Source organism: Enterobacter sp. E1, assembly GCF_016809815.1.
GTDB lineage: Bacteria > Pseudomonadota > Gammaproteobacteria > Enterobacterales > Enterobacteriaceae > Enterobacter > Enterobacter adelaidei.
Genome location: NZ_JAFBJM010000011.1, coordinates 62,545 through 84,749 on the forward strand (window position 1 = coordinate 62,545; position 22,205 = coordinate 84,749).

Sequence of the window (22,205 nt, forward strand, 5' to 3'; positions counted from 1 at the left end):
AAAGATCACATTCTCTCTTCTGAAAGAACAGAGAATGTGATCACTTACTTACATTACAGCGGCAAAGGCCTGCGCCACGCGCTGAACATTGCTGGCATTCAGCCCCGCCACGCACATACGGCCGCTGGCAATCAGATAGACGCCGAACTCTTCGCGCAGACGATCGACCTGAGCGGCACTCAGGCCGGTATAGCTGAACATCCCGCGCTGCTTGAGCAGATAGTCGAAGTTATGGCCCGGCACGGCCTCTTTCAGGACGTTAACCAGCTCCTGACGCATCGCCAGAATGCGCGTACGCATTGATTCCACTTCAGCAAGCCAGGATGCTTTCAGTTGCGCATCACCAAGAACCGTGGCGACGACCTGCGCACCAAAGTTTGGCGGGCTGGAGTAAATGCGGCGCACCGTCGCCTTCAGCTGACCCAGCACGCGGCTGGCGGCTTCGGCATCTTCACACACCACGGACAGACCGCCGACGCGTTCGCCGTACAGAGAGAAGATTTTAGAGAAAGAGTTACTCACCAGCGCCGGCAGACCTGCGCTGGCAACGGCGCGAATGGCGTAAGCATCTTCTTCCATGCCTGCGCCAAAGCCCTGATAGGCAATGTCGAGGAACGGGATCAGATTACGCGCTTTCAGTACCTCAATTACTGCATCCCACTGGTCATTAGTGAGGTCCGCGCCGGTCGGGTTATGGCAACATGGATGCAGCAGCACAATACTGCGCTCCGGCAAGGTGTGCAGTTTTTCCAGTAATGCCTCTACACGCACACCGTTGGTTTCGCTGTCGAACCATGGATAAGTCGCGACCTTAAAACCTGCGCCTTCAAAGATAGCCACGTGGTTTTCCCACGTAGGATCACTGACCCACACCCCGGAATCCGGGAAGTATTTTTTCAGGAAGTCTGCGCCGACTTTTAGCGCACCCGATCCGCCAAGCGTCTGGATGGTGGCGACACGTTTTTGCGCGAGCACCGGATGATTGGCACCAAACAGCAGCGGCGCGATAGTGTTACGGTAAGTATTTAACCCTTCCATCGGCAGATAAAGCGATGCGCCATGTGGTACAGCGTTAAGGCGTGCTTCAGCTTCGGCAACGGCTTTTAATTGAGGAATAATGCCATCCTCGTTGTAATACAGACCGATGCTGAGGTTCACTTTGTCGCTGCGAGGATCTTCTTTGAAACGCTCCATTAAGGAGAGAATGGGGTCGCCGGCATAGGCGTCAACTTTCTGAAACACGCGATGATTCTCCGGAATTCGATGAGGCAGGGATTTCAACAATAAACCGGATATGGCAGAAGATCGAGGGGATGTTAATAAACGTGGAGTGAGAGTAACACTCTCACTCCAGCTATAAGTTAATCTATGTACTTCATCGCCACCCGCGACGTCAGGCGTGTAATAAGTTCGTAAGCACTCACTTTCGTGATTTCAGCAATGCGTTCAACGGGCAAGCCTTCACCCCACATCACCACTGCGTCACCCGCTTTCTCCTGCGCTTCCGGCCCCAGATCGACGCAAATCATGTCCATCGCCACGCGACCAACAATCTTCACTTCACGGCCATTGACCAACACTGGCGTACCCGACGGTGCGGCACGTGGATAGCCGTCACCATAACCCATCGCCACAACGCCCAACCGGGTATCACGCTCGCTGATCCAGGTTCCACCGTAGCCTACGGGTTCACCCGCTTTGTGCTCACGCACGGCAATCAGGTTAGACACCAATGACATCACCGGCTGGAAGCCAAAATCCGGTCCCCAGGGTTTGTTCTCCAGCGGCGATACGCCGTAAAGAATAATGCCCGGACGCGCCCAGTCGAAGTGGGATTGTGGCCACAGCAAAATACCGCCAGACGCGGCAATAGAGCGCATTCCCGGCTTACCTTCGCAGAAGGTATTAAAGATATCGAGCTGTTGTTCGGTCGCACCACATTCAGGCTCGTCGGCACGAGCAAAGTGACTGACGATGTTCACTGGCTGGCGCACATTTTTGCACTGGCATAAACGCTGATAAAACGCTTGTGCGTTTTCCGGACGGACGCCCAGTCGGTGCATGCCCGTATCGAGCTTCATCCACACGGTTACCGGCTCGCTTAACTCGGCGGTTTCCAGCGCAGCCAGCTGTTCTTCGTTGTGAACGGCGGTGTGCAGGTGCTGATCGGCAATAGTAGGCAAATCAGTGGCTTCGAAAAAGCCTTCCAGCAGCAAAATGGGTTGTGTGATCCCACCCGCACGCAGTCGGATGGCTTCTTCAAGACGGGCGACGCCAAAGGCGTCGGCATCGGGGAGCGTTCGCGCGGTCTCAAGAAGACCGTGTCCGTAAGCGTTCGCTTTCACGACTGCAACGAGCTTACTGGCGGGAGCCAGTTCACGCAGACGTTGCAGGTTGTGTCGCAGAGCGCGGCGGTTAATGACTACTGTTGCCGCTTGCATTTGAATTCCTTAGAAATTACTCATCATCATATTGAGGACCGGCATAGTTGTCGAAACGCGACCACTGTCCGTTAAAGGTCAAACGTACCGTACCGATTGGGCCGTTACGTTGCTTACCTATAATAATTTCGGCGATCCCTTTCAGGTCGCTGTTCTCGTGATAAACCTCATCACGGTAAATAAACATGATTAAGTCAGCATCCTGCTCGATGGAGCCAGACTCACGCAGGTCGGAGTTGACCGGGCGTTTGTCGGCGCGTTGTTCCAGGGAGCGGTTAAGCTGTGAGAGTGCCACCACGGGCACGTGCAGCTCTTTGGCTAACGCCTTGAGTGAGCGGGAAATCTCTGCAATTTCCAGCGTACGGTTGTCGGAGAGCGACGGGACGCGCATCAGCTGAAGGTAGTCGATCATGATAAGGCCGATACCGCCGTGTTCACGGGCGATACGACGCGCACGGGAGCGGACTTCCGTCGGCGTCAGGCCGGAGGAGTCATCAATATAGATATTCCGTTTTTCCAGCAGAATGCCCATGGTGCCGGAGATCCGCGCCCAGTCTTCGTCGTCCAACTGACCGGTACGAATGCGGGTCTGATCCACGCGCGAGAGTGACGCCAGGGAACGCATCATAATCTGCTCGGAGGGCATCTCAAGACTGAAAATCAGCACCGGCTTATCCTGCAACATCGCCGCATTTTCGACGAGGTTCATCGCAAATGTCGTTTTACCCATCGACGGACGCGCCGCGACGATAATCAGATCCGACGGCTGCAGGCCAGCAGTTTTCTTATTGAGATCGTCATAACCGGTGTTCACACCGGTCACACCGTCATGTGGCTGCTGGAACAGTTGTTCGATACGGGCGACGGTGGCGTCGAGCACATCAGCAATGTTTTTCGGGCCTTCATCTTTATTTGCGCGGCTTTCCGCGATTTTAAAGACCCGGGATTCGGCGAGATCGAGCAGATCTTCACTGGTGCGACCCTGCGGATCAAAACCGGCCTCGGCGATCTCATTCGCCACCGAGATCATCTCACGAACTACAGCACGTTCACGCACGATATCCGCGTAAGCACTGATATTCGCCGCACTTGGCGTGTTTTTCGATAATTCAGCCAGGTAGGCAAACCCACCGACGCTGTCCAGTTGTCCCTGTCGCTCCAGCGATTCCGCAAGTGTGATCAGGTCAATCGGGCTACCCGACTCCTGCAGACGCGCCATTTCGGTAAAGATATGACGATGCGGTCGGGTGTAGAAATCCTCAGACACCACGCGCTCAGCGACGTCGTCCCAGCGTTCGTTATCCAGCATTAAACCGCCCAACACCGACTGTTCCGCTTCAATCGAGTGCGGCGGGACTTTTAAGCCTGCGACCTGGTAATCACGCTCGCGAGGTTCAGTCTGTTTGTTGAAGGGTTTGTTTCCTGCCATAGTGAATGGAGTTACCGAGATAAAGAGTGGGTCGAAAGATTACCATATTTTTCTTACGGAGGGAGCATGGCAACGCGCATTGAATTCCAGAAACACGGTGGGCCAGAAGTGCTGAAAGCGGTGGAATTTACCCCAGTAGCACCAGGCGAAAACGAAGTTCAGGTTGAAAACAAGGCCATAGGTATCAACTACATTGATACCTATATTCGCGGAGGCCTCTACCCGCCTCCATCACTGCCGAGTGGCCTGGGTACCGAAGCGGCAGGAGTGGTTATCAAAACTGGCCGCGCCGTTAAGCACCTTAAAGAGGGCGATCGCGTGGTGTACGCCCAATCTGCTCTGGGGGCATACAGTTCCGTCCACAACGTCCCGGCGGATAAAGCCGCCCTGCTGCCCAACGCCATCTCCTTTGAGCAAGCTGCAGCCTCATTTCTGAAAGGGCTTACGGTCTATTACCTGCTGCGTAAAACCTACGAAATTAAACCTGACGAGCAGTTCCTGTTCCATGCTGCTGCGGGTGGTGTGGGGCTGATCGCGTGTCAGTGGGCAAAAGCGCTGGGGGCGAAACTGATCGGTACCGTGGGCAACGCGCAAAAAGCGCAGCGCGCATTGCAGGCGGGAGCCTGGCAGGTAATTAACTATCGTGAAGAGAACATCGTCGAGCGGCTGAAAGAAATCACCAACGGCAAAAAAGTGCGGGTGGTGTATGACTCGGTGGGGAAAGACACCTGGGAAGCGTCTCTCGATTGCCTGCAGCGCCGCGGGCTAATGGTGAGTTTCGGGAATGCGTCAGGCGCTGTGACCGGGGTTAACCTTGGTATTCTGAACCAGAAAGGCTCACTGTATGTGACTCGCCCTTCGCTGCAAGGTTACATCACTAACCGGGAAGAGCTTGAGGAAGCCAGTAACGAGCTGTTCTCGCTGATCGCCAGTGGGGTGATTAAAGTGGATGTGACAGATGCACAGAAATATCCGCTTGCCGATGCACAGCGCGCGCATGAGGTACTTGAGAGCAGGGTGACGGAGGGTTCAAGTCTGTTAATTCCCTGAATCCAGAAAAGAAATTGGGCTTCCCTGAGGAAGCCCTTTCTTTTTTTAGTTCGGCTGTATGTAGGGTACAGCTCGATGAATTCTTTAGCGGCAGTCATAGTGACAGATTCGATAAGTAAATCCTATTCTGTTCTAAGCAATGCCACCAGAAAAGTTACAAGTATGTGACGAACCCCTCAATACCTTAGTAACGAAAGCGGTTATTGCGCTGATAAGTGGACACTTTTGGCGTTTTAATCGCCCGTATCACCCACACCACCACAATAGCCAGCAGTAGCCACGGCAACAGCTTGATCGTCAGGGCAAATAATCCGCCGATAAACATCACCACCGTGGCGACAACGATAGCGGCCAGAATGCCGAGCAGCGAAACGCCTGTGGCTAATAGCATGACGAAAAAGCCAATCACAAAAAGTAGTTCCAGCATGTTTTTCTCCCACACGCTCCTGAGTAATGCAGTAACCATTACAAAAAGCATGCCAAAACTAACTCATTGTTCTTAAAGCAAAACGCCCCGCAAAGATTTGCAGGGCGTGGTGAATTTGACCATCTTTTAGCGAAATTTATCGCTTATCAGCCACCAGTCTCAGCGCATGTTCCAGCACCTCGATGTCGGCACCGGCTTTATGCGCGTTCTCGCTCAGGTAACGTCGCCACTGACGCGCTCCCGGAATACCCTGGAAAAGGCCAAGCATGTGGCGGGTGATATGGCCAAGATATGTGCCGTTGCTCAGCTCGCGTTCGATGTACGGATACATGGCACGAACCACCGCAACCGGATCGGTATCTGCGCCTTCTACACCGTAGATTTCGCGATCGACCGTCGCCAGAATGCCCGGGTTCTGATACGCCTCGCGCCCGACCATCACGCCATCCATATGTTCCAGATGCGCTTTGGCCTCTTCCAGCGACTTGATGCCACCGTTGATTGACATCGTCAGGTGCGGGAAGTCACGCTTCAGCTGATACACGCGCGGGTAGTCCAGCGGCGGGATCTCACGGTTCTCTTTCGGGCTGAGGCCAGAGAGCCAGGCTTTTCGCGCGTGGATGATAAACATCTCGCACTCACCCTTCCCGGATACCGTATTGATAAAGTCGCACAGGAATTCGTAGCTGTCCTGGTCGTCAATGCCGATACGGGTTTTGACCGTGACCGGAATGGAGACGACATCGCGCATCGCCTTAATGCAGTCCGCCACCAGCTGTGCGTTCCCCATCAGGCACGCGCCAAACATACCGTTTTGCACGCGGTCAGACGGGCAGCCAACGTTGAGGTTGATCTCGTCGTAGCCACGCGCTTCTGCAAGCTTCGCACACTGCGCCAGCGCGGCCGGATCGCTACCACCAAGCTGCAGGGCAACCGGGTGCTCCTCTTCGCTGTAAGCCAGATAGTCTCCTTTACCGTGAATAATCGCACCGGTGGTCACCATTTCGGTGTACAGCAGCGTATGGCGGGAGAGCTGACGCAGGAAGTAGCGGCAGTGTCTGTCCGTCCAGTCGAGCATTGGCGCAATGGAGAAACGGTGTGCAGGGAAAGCAGTCTGTAATTCTGACGACATGGCGAAGTTTTAAGCATCTGGTGAAAAGGGGCGCTACTATAGCACAAAGAAAAGCCGGAGGCGCAGCGCCTCCGGTGGACTTTAGAACGTCATGCTCAGTTGCGCCCCCGCGCCCCAGGTTTCGTCTTCACCATACAGACCCATCAGGTCGATATGAACCGTGTTAAGCGGTGCAAACCCCACACCTGCGGTAAAGACATTGCTGTCATTGTCTTTCACATCAGCACGATAACCTGCACGAACCGCCAGCCAGCTCAATGGCGTCACTTCCGCACCCACGCCAACATATTGGGAGTTCTCTTCGCTTTTAAAACCTTTGGTTTCGGTCAGGTCACCATCCGCCGTCAGCGTCAGGAGATCGGTATGCCAGGCCGCACCCGCCGTAACGACAGGGCTGATTTGGTAAGTATCGCGCACGCCATCCACCTCTTTGGTGTCGATATCACGCGAGAACAGGTTTTTACCGGTCAAACCCACCGTCCAGTTTTCACCGAAATCAGCAGCAAGGCCGGCATCAACGTTAAACCCAGTATCGTCGTTGCGATAGCGACTGCTGTTGATATCGCCACTGTCAAAGTTGTAGATCGAGACCGTATAGTTGTAGAGCCAGGTCTGTTGCAGCTTAGGAGTGATACCCACGGAAACAGGCACGCCGCTGATATCAAACTGACGCGCCACTGCAACGCCATAGTCTGAAACGATTGCCGCACGACCAAAACCCTTTGATTTCAAATCATTCGGGTCAACCCCAAATACGGCCGCCGGAACAGCTTCCACCGCGCGCAATTTGTCGATATCGCCCTGATCGATGTAAGAACTCACGCGAGCACGCGCATTGGCTTTGGCCACGAAAGCCACTGAGAGCACGTCATTAGGAATACTTACAGCGATCCCACCTCCCGCTTTACCGCTGGCGGTTTTCCCTTTCAGTGAATCCAGTTGATCGGCAAGGTCGCCTGCGGCGGCAGAGACCTGCCGCGATGCAGCACTGGAAGGATTAAGGAGATCGATAAGATTGATATTATCCAGGGTACTGCGATAGGCGCTGACATCATCACTGATGTCATCAATCTTATCGCGCAGGTTGTCTTTATCTGAAATTTGCGCACCGATAGAGGGCAGGATCACCGTGATACCATCGTCAGGTTTCGCCTTTGCAAGCAACGCCGGGTTGATTAACACCCCGCTGCCATAGCTCCCAGCCGCGACCCCAGTTCCTCCCATCGCATCGCTACGTGCTTCTGTCCAGGTATTGGCTGCTCCGGCCTGATTTGCCATAAACATGGAGACGGCGATGCTAACCACCGAAAATTTAAAATGTTTTTTCACAGTATGCTCGTCTTATAGTCTGTTATGAAATAACCCCTGTCTGTTATCACCCAAACAGGTACGAACTATTGCTGTGAATAAGTACAAAAAGACCCGCTATTTCCCTAAGTTAAATTCTAACCAGACCTGTTGTAATTTGTGACGGTCCTCAATATTTATAGAAGAGGAAATTATTTTTTCCCAGGTTTTCCATCATGTGGCCCAAAAAACTGGGGCGGGTGATCGACCCAGCGATCTTCTCGCGTGGCGGCATACACTGGGTTGAGCGGATAGTAGATGCGGTTGTGCTTCTTGTTGGCTTCGCCAACTACCAGGAGTCGAACCTCTTCGTCCGTGTTGTTGATAAAGGTGTGGCAGACGCCGGTTCCGGCGGGAAACCCTACGCTATCGCCGGGTTCAAGTTTCCACAAATAGCCATTAATCCAGGCTTCAGGATACCCTTCAAGCACGTAAATGAACTCTTCTTCGTCGCTTTCCGCATGAGGATAGGATGTCCGACGTCCGGGGGGTAAACGCTCATGATGGATACCAATACGCCCTAGCCCGAGCTTGCGAGCCAGCGGCGCACCGATGGAAAAACGCTCGTCGCTGTCGGGATAGGTTGAGTTATCAGCGCCTTCCACGTCGCGCCAGTGTCGAATACAGTCAGGTCTTTTCATTGTTCGTTTCCCGGTTTGCAATGCGTCAGGTATAGCACAGACAGGCGGATCTCGGTGTTTTTACCAGAACATGATAAAGTGAGGGTTTTCCGTCCTATAACATCCGGGGTGCTAAATGGATAAGTCCACAAAAGAGCTGTTAGCGCAGGCCGAAAAGCTCTGCGCGCAACGCAATGTGCGCCTGACTCCGCAGCGCCTTGAGGTATTACGCCTGATGAGCCTGCAACAGGGAGCCATCAGCGCGTACGATCTGCTCGACCTGCTCCGCGAAAGCGAGCCGCAGGCCAAACCGCCTACGGTGTATCGCGCGCTCGATTTTCTGCTGGAACAAGGGTTCGTGCATAAGGTTGAATCCACAAACAGCTATGTGCTGTGCCACCTGTTTGACCAGCCAACCCATACATCAGCCATGTTTATCTGCGACCGCTGCGGCGTGGTAAAAGAAGAAGGGGCTGAAGGTGTTGAAGACATTATGCATACGCTGGCGGCCAAAATGGGCTTTGCCTTGCGTCATAATGTTATTGAAGCACATGGGCTGTGCTCTGCCTGTGTCGAGGTGGAATCATGCAGCCATCACGATAAGTGCCAGCACGACCACACAATCGTTGTGAAGAAAAAACCTCGCTAGCAATGAAAAAGGCGGCTCATGGCCGCCCTAAAGGTGTACTTCCTTGTACTTTCGGGTATAACCCGGTTACCAGCGGTAGTCGTTGCGTTTTTCCCAGTCGCCAACTTCCTTTTCCGCCTGGTCTTTTGCGTAGCCGTAGCGTTCCTGGATTTTACCGACAAGCTGATCGCGTTTACCTTCAATGACGGTCATATCGTCATCTGTCAGCTTCCCCCACTGCTCTTTCGCTTTACCTTTGAACTGCTTCCAGTTGCCGCTGATTTCGTCTTTATTCATCATCGTGTCCTCTTGTTAAGCGTCGGGTCGTAACGTCCGTTACGTTCTTTTCTGCTGGACGTGATAATAATTGTAGTTAAGGATTCTGCATCTATTTTGATATTCGGAATCTTTAACCGTCACGATATATCGTGATGGGAAGGAAACCAGGTATTATTTCGCCAGTGACGGCGCCAGATAAAGGCCAGAGACAGGCCCCGCAACGAGAGGAAAACGGCCAACGCCAGCCACAAACCGTGATTGCCAAGCCAGGGGAGCGTCAGCAGCGTCAGACCAAACCCTGCTGCTGCCACCGCCATACTGTTACGCATTTCGGCTCCGCGCGTAGCCCCAATGAACATGCCGTCCAGCAGATAACACCAGACACCGACCACCGGTAAGATCACCTGCCAGATGAGATAGTGGCTCGCCAGTTCACGCAGTGTGGGAAGTGAGGTGAGTAATGCAATGATCTGCTCGCCAAAAACGGCATAAACCAGCGCAAATGCCAGTGCCACCAGCCCTGACTGACGACAGGCTGCCCGCCAGACATCCTGAAGCTGCCCGCTTTCGCGCGCGCCGTACGCCTGCCCGGAATGTGCTTCCACAGCATAGGCAAAACCGTCCAGCGCGTAGGCGGTAAAGGTCAGCAGCGTCATCAATACGGCATTGACCGCGACGATGTCTGGCCCCAGCCGAGCCCCGAAAACCGTCAGCGCGCCAAAACAGAGCTGAAGGAGAAGTGAGCGCAGCATGATGTCACGGTTGAGTGCCAGCAGCTTACGGATATTGCCGCGCCATGCGGTTTTGAGTAGCGCAAGAGAGATCCCGCGCATCGCCAGCACGCGCCAGACCATCCACAGACCGATGATAAAAGTCCCGTATTCGGCAATTGCCGTCGCCAGTGCAGCCCCCTGCACGTTCATATGCAGACCCATTACCAGCCAGACATCAAGCACAATGTTGAGAAGGTTTCCCACCACCAGCAAAATGACGGGCGCGCGGGCATACTGCACGCCCAGTAACCATCCCAGCAGAACCAGGTTAGCCAGCGATGCCGGCGCACTGAGCCAGCGGATTTCAAGGAAACGTCTCGCCTGCTCCAGCACCGCCTCGTTACCGCCAACGATGTGAAGCGCGAGGTCAATCAGGGGCGAGCGCAATACAACGATTAATGCCCCCGCACCAAGCGCCAGAATGAGCGGCTGCACCAGCGCGCGGGCCAGACGCAGAGGATCTCTGGCACCATACGCCTGTGCCGTGAGCCCGGTAGTACTCATGCGCAAAAAGAGCAGCAGCATAAACAGGAAGCTGGTTGCCGTCGCGCCAATCGCCACGCCGCCAAGATAAACAGGTGAATCCAGATGACCAATAACAGCAGTATCGACCAGACCCAGCAAGGGCACGGTAATATTGGAGAAAATCATCGGCAGTGCAAGACGCCACAATGCCTTATCTGATGCCGTCAGCAGTGACATGAAAAATACCGGGAGAGGTAAAGGAAGCAGGCTACAGCAACGCCGTAGCCTGTCAGGAAGAGATTACAGCCATTCGCCGTTGCGAATCACCCCTACTGCCAGCCCTTCGATAGAGAAGTTCTGTTCGCGAAGATCCACCACAATCGGGGAGAATTCGCTGTTTTCAGGCAGCAGCTGTACGGTATTACCCTGTTTTTTCAGACGCTTAACGGTCACTTCGTCATCAATACGCGCGACCACAACCTGGCCGTTTCGCACATCCTGCGTTTTGTGAACCGCAAGCAGATCACCGTCAAGAATACCGATGTCTTTCATCGACATGCCGCTTACGCGCAGCAGGAAATCAGCGCTCGGTTTAAACATCCCCGGATCGACCTGGTAGTGGCCTTCAATATGCTGCTGTGCCAGTAAAGGCTCACCGGCAGCAACACGCCCCACCAGCGGAATGCCCGTCTCTTCTTCCACCAGCAGGCGGATACCGCGTGACGCGCCCGAAACAATCTCAATCACGCCCTTACGCGCCAGCGCTTTCAGGTGTTCTTCGGCAGCATTCGGAGAACGGAAGCCCAGACGCTGAGCGATTTCCGCACGCGTGGGTGGCATACCCGTCTGGCCGATATGATCCCGGATGAGATCAAACACCTCTTGCTGCCTGGTCGTTAACGCTTTCATTCCGCCCCCTGGGTGTATATACAGTTATGCTGTGAGTATATACAGTCAAAGGTGATTTTGGAACCAAAAACTGCACAAAAAACCAGGGACTTAATTATTCCTCGAGGCTCATCGGAAATGTGACCAAAGCAGCGTGACCCAGGTAATGACCGCAGTAATAATCGCCAGCAACACGGCAGCGGAACCCATGTCTTTTGCCCGGCCAGAGAGCTCGTGGAAATCTGAGCCAATCCGGTCAACAACAGCCTCAATAGCGCTATTGAGAATTTCCACTATCATCACCAACAGTACGGAGCCGATCAGAAGAACGCGTGTTATTGCATCAATATCAAGGAAGCAGGCGATAATCACCGCGATGATAGCGGCGACGCCCTCCTGGCGAAAGGCGGCTTCATTGATCCACGCGGCACGGAAACCTTTCCAGGAATAGCCGGCGGCTTTGATGATTCGGGTTAACCCAGTGGTATTATTGGCCATTAAAAGAACCTTTTATTGGAAATAGCGTCAGTAACTAGAGTGGCAGCGCGTTTCGCTGCCGCCTGAAGTATGACGGGTAACAACAGAAATTTTGCGCGCTTTCTGTTATCCTTGCGCCGCAATTGCATTATTAACCAGAGGCTTTACATCGTTTATGTCCGGCTGGCCACGAATTTACTACAAATTACTTAATTTACCATTAAGCATCCTGGTAAAAAGCAAGTCTATCCCAGCAGAACCCGCGCTGGAATTGGGGCTCGATACGTCGCGCCCCATTATGTACGTTTTGCCTTATAACTCGAAGGCAGACTTACTGACGCTTCGCGCCCAGTGCCTGGCGCATGACTTACCTGACCCGCTTGAACCGTTAGAAGTTGACGGTACTCTGCTGCCGCGCTACGTGTTCATTCACGGTGGACCGCGCGTGTTTACCTATTACACGCCAAAAGAAGAGTCCATCAAGCTGTTCCATGACTATCTCGACCTGCACCGCAGCAATCCTGATCTGGATGTGCAGATGGTGCCAGTATCGGTGATGTTTGGTCGTCGCCCGGGTCGTGAAAAAGGTGAAGAGAATCCACCGCTGCGCATGCTTAACGGCATCCAGAAGTTCTTCGCGGTCTCCTGGCTGGGACGCGACAGCTTTGTGCGTTTCTCCCCTTCCGTTTCGCTGCGTCGAATGGCGGACGAGCATGGCACCGATAAGATCATCGCGCAAAAACTGGCGCGCGTAGCGCGTATGCACTTCGCCCGTCAGCGCCTCGCTGCCGTTGGGCCGCGTCTACCGGCGCGTCAGGATCTGTTCAACAAGCTGTTGGCCTCCAAAGCGATTGCCCGTGCCGTCGAAGACGAAGCACGCAGCAAGAAGATTTCACATGAGAAAGCCCAGCAGAACGCCATTGCACTGATGGAAGAGATTGCAGCGAACTTCTCTTACGAGATGATTCGTCTGTCCGATCGTATTCTCAGCTTTACCTGGAACCGTCTCTATCAGGGCATCAACGTCCATAACGCTGAGCGTGTACGCCAACTGGCGCATGATGGCCATGAAATTGTCTATGTCCCCTGCCACCGCAGCCACATGGACTACCTGCTTCTCTCCTATGTGCTTTATCACCAGGGGCTGGTACCGCCGCATATCGCGGCCGGTATTAACCTGAATTTCTGGCCAGCTGGCCCGATTTTCCGTCGACTGGGCGCCTTCTTTATTCGCCGTACCTTCAAGGGCAATAAGCTCTACTCCACGGTGTTCCGCGAGTATCTGGGTGAGTTGTTCAGCCGCGGATATTCCGTTGAGTACTTTGTGGAAGGTGGTCGCTCCCGTACCGGCCGTCTGCTCGATCCGAAGACCGGCACGCTGTCCATGACCATTCAGGCCATGCTGCGCGGAGGAACTCGTCCAATCACGCTGGTGCCAATCTACATCGGCTACGAGCACGTAATGGAGGTGGGGACTTACGCTAAAGAGCTGCGTGGCGCGACTAAAGAGAAAGAGAGCCTGCCGCAAATGCTGCGCGGTTTGAGCAAGCTACGTAATCTCGGACAGGGCTACGTGAACTTTGGCGAGCCGATGCCGCTGATGACGTATCTGAACCATCACGTTCCGGAGTGGCGCGAGTCTATCGACCCTATCGAAGCGGTTCGTCCGGCCTGGCTGACGCCAACGGTCAACGGCATCGCGTCTGAACTGATGGTGCGCATTAACAATGCTGGTGCGGCTAACGCTATGAACCTGTGTTGTACGGCGCTTCTGGCGTCTCGCCAGCGCTCACTGACTCGCGAACAGCTGACAGAGCAGCTCGATTGTTATCTCGATATGATGCGCAACGTCCCGTACTCGGTTGATTCGACGGTACCTTCTGCGAGCGCCAGTGAGCTTATCGATCACGCTTTGCAGATGAACAAGTTCGAAGTCGAAAAGGACACGATCGGCGACATCATCATTCTGCCGCGCGAGCAGGCCGTACTGATGACGTACTATCGCAACAATATCGCCCATATGCTGATGCTGCCGTCACTCATGGCAGCTATCATCACCCAGCATCGTCGCATTTCACGCCAGGAGCTATTGCGTCACGTTGACACGCTCTACCCGATGCTGAAAGCGGAGCTGTTCCTGCGCTGGAGCAAGGATGAACTGGCTGGCGAGCTGGATAAACTGACGGAAGAACTGCGTCGTCAGGGGCTGATCACTGTTGTGAACGACGAGCTGCATATCAATCCGTCACGTTCCCGTACCCTGCAACTGCTGGCGGCCGGTGCGCGTGAAACGCTGCAGCGTTATGCCATTACATTCTGGTTGCTCAGTGCGAACCCGTCTATCAACCGTGGAACGCTGGAGAAAGAGAGCCGGACGCTGGCACAGCGCCTGTCCGTTCTGCACGGTATTAACGCTCCTGAATTCTTCGACAAAGCGGTCTTCAGTTCACTGGTTCTGACGCTGCGTGATGAAGGCTTTATCAGTGATACGGGCGATGCCGAACCGGAAGAGACGCTGAAGGTCTACCAGATGCTGGCTGAACTGATTACGTCTGATGTGCGTCTGACGATTGAGAGTTCAACGCAGGGCGAGTGATAATAAAAAGCCGGGCGGAGTTTTCACTCTTCCCGGCCTGTCATTCGCAGAATGATGAAGGCCCGGTAAGCGCTAACGCTACCGGGCCTTATTTTTAGCCTTGCCAAATCACCGCATTTAACTCAGCAGCGTAAAGGCAATCATCCCGACAATTGCGCCTGTCGTACCGAGGATGGTTTCCATCAGCGTCCAGGTTTTCAGCGTCTGCGCCTCGGTGGCACCGGTAAATTTACCGAACAGCCAGAAGCCTGCGTCATTCACGTGAGAAACCACGATAGACCCACCTGCAATACAGATAGACAGCGCAGCCATTTGCGCGCCTGAGTAATGCAGCTGTTCAATCACTGGCATCACCAGACCCACGGTGGTTAAACACGCGACGGTCGCAGAACCCTGAATGATACGCACTGCAGCCGCCAGCACGAAGCAGGTCACGGCTATCGGCAAGCCCATTCCGGTCAGCGCTTCACCCAGAGCGGGACCCACGCCGGAATCCACCAGTACCTGCTTGAACACCCCACCCGCACCGATCACCAGCAGAATAATGCCCGCAGGTTGCAGCGCATGACCGCAGATTTCCATTACTTTGTCTTTCGGCATCCCCTGACGCATCGCCAGGCCATAAATCGCCACCAGACACGCCACCAGGATCGCCGTGAACGGATGGCCAATAAACTCAAACCATTCGTACGCGCTGGAACCTACCGGCACAAAGCGCGCGGCAATGGTTTTCAGCCCAACGAGCACCAGCGGGAGCAGGATCAGTGACAGACTGAAGCCGAAGGATGGCATTTTACCTTCGCCGAGGTGCGGCTCGGTGATGTCATCCGGAATGTGCAGTTCAACGTAACGGCTGATGAAGTTGCCCCACAGCGGACCGGCAATAATCATCCCCGGGATCGCCGCACACAGACCAATCAGGATCATCCAGCCGAAATCAGCGTGCATCTGAGATGCCAGCAGCATCGGCGCTGGCCCGGGCAGCAGGAACGCCGCTGCCGCTGCCACGCCCGCAAACAGTGGGATAACCAGCTTCACGAGGTTAGTCCCGGTGTGACGCGCCATAGAGAACGCCACGCTAATCAGCAACACAACCGCCACTTCAAAGAACAGCGGCAGGGCACAAATCAGACCGGCCAGGCCAATCGCATAATGCGCACGGTTATGTCCGAAGGATTTCAGCATCTTGACGGCTATCTGATCAACAGCGCCTGTCTCATGTAAAATCTTGCCAAACATCGCCCCAAGCGCGACGACAATCGCCAGGAAGCCCAGCGTACCGCCCATCCCTTTTTCCATGGTCGCTGCGATTTTGTCGAGCGGCATCCCGGAAAAGAGACCTGCACCAATAGAAACCACCATCAAAGCAACGAAAGCGTGCATACGCGCCTTCATCACTAAAAACAGCAGCAGCAACACGGAACCCACTGCTGTCAAAACAAGCGTTAATGTACTCAAAACTTACTGCCTTTTATTAATGACCTCGATGGTGCTGGCAACAACACCTTCCAGTGACTGATCGATATCAACCACTAAGACATCTTTCTCATCTTCACCCGGTTCCTGCAGCGCTTCGAACTGCGTCACCAGCATCTGAGTCTTGAAGAAGTGACCTTTGCGCGCCTTCAGACGGCTTTCAATCACCTCAAAATCCCCTTTCAGGTAGATGAAAGAGAGGTTCGGGTTGCCGTCACGCAGCAGGTCACGGTAGGTTTTCTTCAGCGCGGAGCAAACGATAAGGGAAACTTTGTTGGTGCGCTGCATCGCGAACGCGGCGTCATTCAGCGCCTGCAACCACGGTTTGCGGTCGTCGTCGTTCAGCGGCTCGCCGGAGGCCATTTTCATGATATTGCTGCGCGGATGGAGGAAGTCACCATCAAGAAACGCAGCCTGGAGTTGATGCGCCACTTCGCTGGCCACGGCTGATTTCCCGCTACCGGAAACGCCCATCAGGACGTAGACGTGGTGATCATGATTAGTCGTGCTCAAAGGGTGTCCCTCAGTCAATTGTTACGGGTAACAGTTATCGGTAACATTGTCCTGCCAGGGCAAAAGAGAAGCAATATCCAAACGTGCGAGAAGTGAATAAGTGTGAGCTAGCTCAAATTTGTCAGCTCAAATAGATCCACCCGGTGACAAGGTGAAACCTAAATCTAACATTTTAGGGGTAACCGTCTCGCCACGAATGCGCGCCAGCAGGCGTTCTGCGCCAATACGCCCCATACGTTCACGCGGTGTCAGAACGCTCGCCAGACGAGGCTCCATGACCTGGCCGATATCGTGGCCGTGGAAACCGGCAATCGCCATATCACGCGGGATGGAAAGTCCCAGACGCTGACATTCGAACGCTGCACCGACAGCAAGGTCATCGTTGGTACAGAAAATACCGTCCAGTTGCGGATACTCACGCCGCGCCTGACGCATCAGCTCAATACCCGACGTATAGGAAGAGGACTGCTCCACCATCACGCTGTACGGGATTAAGTTCGCGTCGAGCATCGCCTGCTCGTATCCCTTCTGTTTGATGATAGTACGTTCATCAAGACGCGCTCCCAGATAGGCGATGTGACGATGACCGCGCGCGATAATCGCCGCCGTCATCTGACGTGCCGCTTCGAAGTTATCAAAACCCACGGCGATATCGAGGCATGGGGACTGGCTGTCCATCAGCTCCACCACCGGAATGCCCGCCACTTCGATCATCTTCAGCGTGCGCGGCGTGTGGGTACGTTCCGTTAAGATCAGGCCGTCGATGTTCCAGGAAAGCATGGACTCAAGACGTTCCTCTTCCAGCTCCGGCTTGTACCCGTAGTGCGCAAGCATGGTCTGATAACCAAACGCATCGGTCACACTTTCAATTCCGCGCAGCACTTCGGCGAAAACCTGGTTGGTTAAAGAGGGAAGCAGGACGCCCACCGCACGACTGGTCGCATTGGAGAGAATATCGGGTGCGCGGTTAGGGATATAACCCAGTTCATCAAGAGCCGCGGCAATCTTGCCACGCAGCGCCACGGAAACCTGCTCCGGGTTACGTAAAAAGCGGCTGACCGTCATTTTGGTCACACCAACGCGGTCGGCGACATCCTGAAGTACGGGGCGTTTCTTTTTCATCGTCCTGAGAAATCTTGAAGTGAGAGATTTGCTCAGTTTATCACGGACAAAGCCCAACCTTCCCCTGTCAGAGGGAAGGTTGGGCATTTATTTATGATTTATTACACCGGAGGCAGGTCAAACAGCAGAATTTCACTCTCGCTGTCAGCGTGTACGGAGATCGCCTGCTCGTCCCAGATGGCCAGGCCATCAGCCGTTGTTGCTTTAGTACCGTTGATGGTGACTTCACCTTTCACCACCTGGATCCAGATGCGGCGGTTAGCCGCAATCTGATGAACAGACTGTTCGTCTTTCGCCAGCGCCCAGCGATACAGTTCCATATCCTGATGCACTTTCAGGGAGCCTTCTCGCGCATCCGGGGACAGCACCAGCTGTTTACCCTGTTTCGCGTCGAAGCGGCGCTGCTCATAGCGTGGCGTGATGCCGGTTTCTTCTGGAATAATCCAGATTTGATACAGGTGCAGTTTTTCCGTTTTGCTCGGGTTGTACTCAGAGTGACGCACCCCGGTACCCGCGCTCATAATCTGGAATTCGCCCGCAGGAACCTGCTCTTTGTTGCCCATGCTGTCCTGGTGTTCAACCGCGCCTTCCAGTACATAGGTCAGAATTTCCATGTCTTTGTGCGGGTGAGTGCCGAAGCCCTGTCCTGCATCAATCACGTCGTCGTTAATCACGCGCAGTGCGGAGAAGCCCATGAAGTTCGGGTCGTAGTAGTCGGCAAACGAGAATGAATGCCATGAGTCCAGCCAGCCATGATTCGCGTGACCACGTTCGTTTGCTTTGCGTAAGTAGATCATTGTTTTCACCCTCAGTTCGTTTCGATGGAGTAAGTGTGGACGCAAATAGCCTGGGATCATAGAGGGTGAAAATTGACTCCTCTGTTCAAAAATTACGAACAAGTGCAGAGGAGCCATTTTTGCTTATTTCGCGAGGGTTACCGTGGCAGGAGAAGCCTGTTCAAAGCCCCGTTCAAGGATTTCAAGGTTAGTCAGAACGTCAGATTCCTTGACGTAATTCGCCGCGCCGCTATTGATAGTCGCAAACAGTGCATCGTACACGCGGCCATAATCACCCACCTCGGGCTTCAGCTCTTCTCTGGCTGTCGTGCCATCCGCCTTCACATATTCCAGCACGCCAACCGAATCATCCGCCGCAAAGCCCGGTTCACCTGGCATGATATTGGCCTTCAGGCTGGTCTCCTGCTGGTCAATACCGTATTTGATAAACGAGCCTTTCGTACCGTGAACGATAAATTTCGGATAGTCGATTTTCACCAGATGGCTGGTTTTGACAATGGCTTTCAGGTCGCCGTAGAACAGCTGCGCTTCAAACGTGTCGTCCGGGTTGGCTTTGTTACGCAAGCTGCGGATGTCATATGCCACGTGGTCCGGACGGCCAAACAGGGAGATGACCTGATCCAAGGTGTGTACGCCCAGCCCATAGAACGCGCCATCCTGAGGCAGACCAGGTTGGGTTTCTGCCACCGGGCGATAGTAGTCAAAATGACTTTCAATCTCGACGATGTCACCGAGCTTACCGCTCTCAATCGCTTTTTTCGCCGTCAGGAAACAGCTGTCAAAGCGACGGTTTTGATATGGCGTAACGGTCAGCCCTTTGCTTTTCGCCAGTGCGAACAACGCCTTCGCTTCGGCGATGGTCGGCGTAAACGGTTTTTCCACCAGCACGTTTTTGCCTGCTTCCAGGGCGCGTTTCGCGTAGTCAAAATGGCTGTCAGCATGAGTACAGACAACGACCAGTTTCACCTGCGGATCGTTAAGGATTTCGTCCAGATCGCTGGTGAAATGGATGTGGGAATACTGCGGAGACTGCTCCTCTGGCTTCGCGCGGCGGCGGTAGATATGGGCCACATGCCAGGAATCTTTACGGTGAAGGACATACGGAAGGTGATAGCGGGTCGTACTTTTACCAAATCCAATAAATGCGCAATGTAGTGTCATGGCTCAGTCCTTTTGGAAGGTTACTGAGATCTACCATAACAAAAAAAAGCCAGCTAAAAGCTGGCTAAAGTAATACTGGAAGCAATGTGAGCAATGTCGTGCTTTCAGGTTCCCGTAGCGGTCTTCCTGAACGCAGGACAATAATAATCATTCTCATTCGCAGTTGTCCAATACTTTTTGCAAAAAATAGCGGTTGACTCAAATTTTAAAGTCACTGATGTTAAAGAGGACATTAACCCACAGAGGACGAAGGAATGAGTGAGATAGTGATACGCCACGCTGAACCGAAAGATTATGACGCCATTCGTCAGATTCACGCCCAGCCGGAGGTGTACCACAACACGCTACAAGTCCCTCATCCTTCTATGGAAATGTGGCAGATGCGGCTAAGCGATCAGCCCGGGATTAAGCAGTTAGTTGCCTGCATTGATGATATTGTCGTCGGGCATCTCACGATTGATGTCGCACAGCGGCCGCGCCGCAGCCACGTCGCTGATTTCGGTATTTGTGTAGGGGCGCAGTGGCACAACCGCGGCGTTGCCAGCGCGCTGCTTCGCACCATGATTGATATGTGCGACAACTGGCTGCGGGTTGATCGTATTGAGCTGACGGTGTTTGTCGACAACGAACCGGCCATTGCGGTCTACAAGAAGCACGGGTTCGAAATTGAAGGCACCGGCAAACGTTACGGGCTGCGCAACGGTGAGTATGTCGATGCATATTATATGGCGAGAATGAAGTAGTTTGTTGCCCTCACCCCGGCCCTCTCCCCTATGAGTAGAGGGTTAGGGTGAGGGGAACAATCAATACCCCGCCGTTAAATCATCCACCGAACGCGGGTCCGATGCCCCAAACAGTGCGCCATCCGGCCCGACCATAATGCTCTGGGTGCTCCCCATCGCCTCTTTCACCGCCACCTTCTGTCCGCGCTGCTCCAGCAGTTTGATCGTATCCGGGCTAAAGCCCTTCTCGACACGCAGCTCATCCGGCAGCCACTGATGGTGGAAACGCGGGGCATTGGTCGCTTCGGCAACGTTCATCCCAAAGTCGATACTGTTCACGACCATTTGCAGCACAGTAGTGATAATACGGCTACCACCAGGACTACCGGTCACCAGCCAGGTTTTACCGTCTTTCACCACGATGGTAGGCGACATCGACGACAATGGACGCTTCTTCGGCCCCACCGCATTCGCATCACCACCGACCAGCCCGTAGACGTTCGGCACGCCCGGTTTGGCAGAGAAATCATCCATCTCGTTATTCAGCAGAATGCCGCTATTGCCCGCCACAATCCCGGTGCCGAAGGTGGTATTCAGCGTATAGGTCACCGCCACCGCGTTACCGTCTTTATCCACCACCGAGAAATGGGTGGTCTGGTTGCTTTCGTACGGTGCCAGCTTGCCGGGGCGGATCTCACTCGACGGCTTAGCCTTGTTGATGTCGATCTGTTCTGCAATCGATTTGGCATAAGCCTTATTGGTCAGCGCCTGCCACGGCACCTTCACGAAGTCCGGATCGCCGAGATATTCCGAACGGTCAGCGTAGGCATGCTTTTCCGCCTCGGCCATCACCTGCATGGCATCGGCACTGCCGAAGCCGAATTTGTGCATATCGAAGTTTTCAAGAATGTTGAGGATCTGCACGATGTGAATGCCACCAGAGGACGGTGGTGGCATGGAGAAGACTTCGTAGCCGCGATAGGTTCCACTGATCGGCGCACGCTCCACCGCCTTGTATTCTGCCAGATCCGCTTTGGTGATGAGCCCGCCGTTCTTTTGCATCTCTTCAGCAATCTGGTCTGCAATCGCGCCTTTGTAGAAGGCGTCCGGGCCGTGCTCCGCAATCAGCTCCAGGCTTTTGGCAAGGTTCTTCTGCACCAGCTTATCGCCCTTCTTCAGCGGCTCACCGTCTTTCCAGAAGATCGCCTTGCTGTTTTCATGGTTCGGAATGACTTCACTACCGTAGGTTTTGAGATCGTCGGCCAGGGCGTCATTCACAATAAAGCCATCCCGCGCCAGCTTGATGGCAGGCTGCACGACTTTGTTCAGCGGCAGAGTGCCGTATTTTTCCAGCGCCAGAGAGAAGCCCGCCACAGTGCCCGGCGTGCCGGACGCGAGATGCGAGGTCAGCGATTTTTTGCTGTCCGGATTGCCCTGATCGTCAAGGAACATATCACGGGAAGCCTTGCCGGGAGCCATTTCACGGAAGTCGATAGCCGTGGTTTTCCCGTCTTTGGTGCGCAGCATCATAAAGCCCCCGCCCCCCAGGTTACCCGCCTGCGGATGAGTCACCGCCAGCGCGTACCCGACGGCAACAGCCGCATCCACCGCGTTACCGCCCTGCTTGAGAATATCGACGCCCACTTTTGTTGCCAGCGCATCCACCGAAGCCACCATGCCATGTGTCGCCCGCACGGGATGGAAAACATCTTCCTCTACGCCGTAAGAGACTGGCGGTGCCGCTGGCGAGTTGGCCGCCACGCTAAATGTGCCGCCTGCCATCAGCGCGGCGATCGCTACCCAGCGTAAAAATGTTGGTTTCATCATTATTGTTCTCCAGGTGAAGGGATCCATATTCCCCG

The 22,205-nt window shown here is 54.2% G+C and carries 21 protein-coding genes and 1 pseudogene; 4 read left to right on the plus strand and 18 right to left on the minus strand.

Annotation, left to right across the window (positions count from 1 at the left end; genetic code table 11):
- Positions 1-48 precede the first annotated feature (48 nt).
- From tyrB to dnaB, 3 genes are all read right to left on the minus strand, one after another.
- Positions 49-1,242, minus strand: coding sequence for an aromatic amino acid transaminase (gene tyrB, locus JGF26_RS20055; RefSeq protein WP_028017931.1), 1,194 nt, complete (start codon positions 1,240-1,242; stop codon positions 49-51).
- A 119-nt stretch (positions 1,243-1,361) separates the two neighbouring features.
- Positions 1,362-2,441, minus strand: coding sequence for an alanine racemase (gene alr, locus JGF26_RS20060; RefSeq protein ID WP_028017932.1), 1,080 nt, complete (start codon positions 2,439-2,441; stop codon positions 1,362-1,364).
- Between the two features lie 16 nt (positions 2,442-2,457).
- Positions 2,458-3,870 carry a replicative DNA helicase gene (dnaB, locus tag JGF26_RS20065; protein ID WP_025757838.1) on the minus strand — a complete coding sequence of 471 codons (1,413 nt, stop codon included), beginning with the start codon at positions 3,868-3,870 and terminating at the stop codon, positions 2,458-2,460.
- 66 nt (positions 3,871-3,936) lie between these two features.
- Between dnaB and JGF26_RS20070 the strand changes: the two genes are divergently transcribed.
- Positions 3,937-4,920: a quinone oxidoreductase gene (locus tag JGF26_RS20070; protein WP_108089407.1), complete on the plus strand. Its 984-nt coding sequence runs from the start codon at positions 3,937-3,939 to the stop codon at positions 4,918-4,920.
- A gap of 184 nt (positions 4,921-5,104) precedes the next feature.
- Here JGF26_RS20070 and pspG read toward each other — a convergent pair whose 3' ends face one another.
- The 4 genes from pspG to JGF26_RS20090 form a co-directional block, all read right to left on the minus strand.
- Entirely contained in the window at positions 5,105-5,347 is a 243-nt protein-coding gene (gene pspG / locus JGF26_RS20075) for an envelope stress response protein PspG (RefSeq protein WP_028017934.1), read from the minus strand.
- 136 nt (positions 5,348-5,483) lie between these two features.
- Positions 5,484-6,479 carry a tRNA dihydrouridine(20/20a) synthase DusA gene (gene dusA / locus JGF26_RS20080; RefSeq protein WP_028017935.1) on the minus strand — a complete coding sequence of 332 codons (996 nt, stop codon included), beginning with the start codon at positions 6,477-6,479 and terminating at the stop codon, positions 5,484-5,486.
- Positions 6,480-6,560: 81 nt separating this feature from the next.
- The gene (locus tag JGF26_RS20085) at positions 6,561-7,808 is read right to left on the minus strand and encodes a conjugal transfer protein TraF (RefSeq protein WP_049007734.1); all 1,248 of its coding nucleotides are present in this window, start codon (positions 7,806-7,808) and stop codon (positions 6,561-6,563) included.
- A gap of 170 nt (positions 7,809-7,978) precedes the next feature.
- On the minus strand, positions 7,979-8,467 hold the full coding sequence (locus JGF26_RS20090; RefSeq protein ID WP_049007735.1) for a cupin domain-containing protein: 489 nt from the start codon (positions 8,465-8,467) through the stop codon (positions 7,979-7,981).
- 115 nt (positions 8,468-8,582) lie between these two features.
- Between JGF26_RS20090 and zur the strand changes: the two genes are divergently transcribed.
- Complete coding sequence (gene zur, locus JGF26_RS20095; protein WP_028017938.1) at positions 8,583-9,095, plus strand: zinc uptake transcriptional repressor Zur; 513 nt, start codon at positions 8,583-8,585, stop codon at positions 9,093-9,095.
- Positions 9,096-9,161: 66 nt separating this feature from the next.
- Here zur and JGF26_RS20100 read toward each other — a convergent pair whose 3' ends face one another.
- From JGF26_RS20100 to JGF26_RS20115, 5 genes and pseudogenes are all read right to left on the minus strand, one after another.
- Entirely contained in the window at positions 9,162-9,371 is a 210-nt protein-coding gene (locus tag JGF26_RS20100; protein ID WP_028017939.1) for a CsbD family protein, read from the minus strand.
- A gap of 48 nt (positions 9,372-9,419) precedes the next feature.
- Positions 9,420-9,494 (minus strand): annotated as a pseudogene (locus JGF26_RS22590) (hypothetical protein); the annotation flags it as partial.
- Positions 9,491-10,828, minus strand: coding sequence for an MATE family efflux transporter DinF (gene dinF, locus JGF26_RS20105; protein WP_108089403.1), 1,338 nt, complete (start codon positions 10,826-10,828; stop codon positions 9,491-9,493). The pseudogene JGF26_RS22590 and the gene dinF, both read right to left, overlap by 4 nt.
- Positions 10,829-10,891: 63 nt before the next feature.
- Positions 10,892-11,500, minus strand: a complete 609-nt coding sequence (gene lexA, locus JGF26_RS20110) for a transcriptional repressor LexA (protein ID WP_025757830.1) — start codon at positions 11,498-11,500, stop codon at positions 10,892-10,894.
- Positions 11,501-11,608: 108 nt separating this feature from the next.
- Positions 11,609-11,977: a diacylglycerol kinase gene (locus tag JGF26_RS20115; protein WP_028017941.1), complete on the minus strand. Its 369-nt coding sequence runs from the start codon at positions 11,975-11,977 to the stop codon at positions 11,609-11,611.
- A 154-nt stretch (positions 11,978-12,131) separates the two neighbouring features.
- Here JGF26_RS20115 and plsB point away from each other — a divergent pair, with 154 nt between their 5' ends.
- Positions 12,132-14,552, plus strand: a complete 2,421-nt coding sequence (plsB, locus tag JGF26_RS20120; RefSeq protein ID WP_108089402.1) for a glycerol-3-phosphate 1-O-acyltransferase PlsB — start codon at positions 12,132-12,134, stop codon at positions 14,550-14,552.
- Positions 14,553-14,669: 117 nt separating this feature from the next.
- On the opposite strand, the gene gntU is transcribed toward plsB, so the two are convergent.
- The 5 genes from gntU to JGF26_RS20145 form a co-directional block, all read right to left on the minus strand.
- The gene (gene gntU / locus JGF26_RS20125) at positions 14,670-16,010 is read right to left on the minus strand and encodes a gluconate transporter (protein ID WP_134708608.1); all 1,341 of its coding nucleotides are present in this window, start codon (positions 16,008-16,010) and stop codon (positions 14,670-14,672) included.
- 3 nt (positions 16,011-16,013) lie between these two features.
- Positions 16,014-16,541, minus strand: coding sequence for a gluconokinase (gene gntK / locus JGF26_RS20130; RefSeq protein WP_008503362.1), 528 nt, complete (start codon positions 16,539-16,541; stop codon positions 16,014-16,016).
- A 126-nt stretch (positions 16,542-16,667) separates the two neighbouring features.
- Complete coding sequence (gntR, locus tag JGF26_RS20135; protein ID WP_028017944.1) at positions 16,668-17,663, minus strand: gluconate operon transcriptional repressor GntR; 996 nt, start codon at positions 17,661-17,663, stop codon at positions 16,668-16,670.
- Between the two features lie 101 nt (positions 17,664-17,764).
- Positions 17,765-18,460: a pirin family protein gene (locus tag JGF26_RS20140; RefSeq protein ID WP_028017945.1), complete on the minus strand. Its 696-nt coding sequence runs from the start codon at positions 18,458-18,460 to the stop codon at positions 17,765-17,767.
- 123 nt (positions 18,461-18,583) lie between these two features.
- The gene (locus tag JGF26_RS20145; protein ID WP_134708607.1) at positions 18,584-19,621 is read right to left on the minus strand and encodes an oxidoreductase; all 1,038 of its coding nucleotides are present in this window, start codon (positions 19,619-19,621) and stop codon (positions 18,584-18,586) included.
- A gap of 254 nt (positions 19,622-19,875) precedes the next feature.
- Between JGF26_RS20145 and yhhY the strand changes: the two genes are divergently transcribed.
- Positions 19,876-20,364 carry an N-acetyltransferase gene (gene yhhY, locus JGF26_RS20150; RefSeq protein ID WP_128348327.1) on the plus strand — a complete coding sequence of 163 codons (489 nt, stop codon included), beginning with the start codon at positions 19,876-19,878 and terminating at the stop codon, positions 20,362-20,364.
- Positions 20,365-20,424: 60 nt separating this feature from the next.
- On the opposite strand, the gene ggt is transcribed toward yhhY, so the two are convergent.
- Entirely contained in the window at positions 20,425-22,167 is a 1,743-nt protein-coding gene (gene ggt / locus JGF26_RS20155) for a gamma-glutamyltransferase (RefSeq protein WP_134708637.1), read from the minus strand.
- Positions 22,168-22,205 lie beyond the last annotated feature (38 nt).

Bases quoted from the DNA above. Each gene is read 5' to 3' on its own strand.
- JGF26_RS20070 (WP_108089407.1), top strand. From the start codon at position 3,937: ATGGCAACGCGCATTGAATTCCAGAAACACGGTGGGCCAGAAGTGCTG.
- lexA (WP_025757830.1), bottom strand. From the start codon at position 11,500: ATGAAAGCGTTAACGACCAGGCAGCAAGAGGTGTTTGATCTCATCCGG.
- plsB (WP_108089402.1), top strand. From the start codon at position 12,132: ATGTCCGGCTGGCCACGAATTTACTACAAATTACTTAATTTACCATTA.
- dnaB (WP_025757838.1), bottom strand. From the start codon at position 3,870: ATGGCAGGAAACAAACCCTTCAACAAACAGACTGAACCTCGCGAGCGT.
- alr (WP_028017932.1), bottom strand. From the start codon at position 2,441: ATGCAAGCGGCAACAGTAGTCATTAACCGCCGCGCTCTGCGACACAAC.
- JGF26_RS20100 (WP_028017939.1), bottom strand. From the start codon at position 9,371: ATGAATAAAGACGAAATCAGCGGCAACTGGAAGCAGTTCAAAGGTAAA.
- gntR (WP_028017944.1), bottom strand. From the start codon at position 17,663: ATGAAAAAGAAACGCCCCGTACTTCAGGATGTCGCCGACCGCGTTGGT.
- yhhY (WP_128348327.1), top strand. From the start codon at position 19,876: ATGAGTGAGATAGTGATACGCCACGCTGAACCGAAAGATTATGACGCC.
- JGF26_RS20140 (WP_028017945.1), bottom strand. From the start codon at position 18,460: ATGATCTACTTACGCAAAGCAAACGAACGTGGTCACGCGAATCATGGC.
- dinF (WP_108089403.1), bottom strand. From the start codon at position 10,828: ATGTCACTGCTGACGGCATCAGATAAGGCATTGTGGCGTCTTGCACTG.
- JGF26_RS20145 (WP_134708607.1), bottom strand. From the start codon at position 19,621: ATGACACTACATTGCGCATTTATTGGATTTGGTAAAAGTACGACCCGC.
- pspG (WP_028017934.1), bottom strand. From the start codon at position 5,347: ATGCTGGAACTACTTTTTGTGATTGGCTTTTTCGTCATGCTATTAGCC.
- JGF26_RS20090 (WP_049007735.1), bottom strand. From the start codon at position 8,467: ATGAAAAGACCTGACTGTATTCGACACTGGCGCGACGTGGAAGGCGCT.
- dusA (WP_028017935.1), bottom strand. From the start codon at position 6,479: ATGTCGTCAGAATTACAGACTGCTTTCCCTGCACACCGTTTCTCCATT.
- zur (WP_028017938.1), top strand. From the start codon at position 8,583: ATGGATAAGTCCACAAAAGAGCTGTTAGCGCAGGCCGAAAAGCTCTGC.
- ggt (WP_134708637.1), bottom strand. From the start codon at position 22,167: ATGAAACCAACATTTTTACGCTGGGTAGCGATCGCCGCGCTGATGGCA.
- JGF26_RS20115 (WP_028017941.1), bottom strand. From the start codon at position 11,977: ATGGCCAATAATACCACTGGGTTAACCCGAATCATCAAAGCCGCCGGC.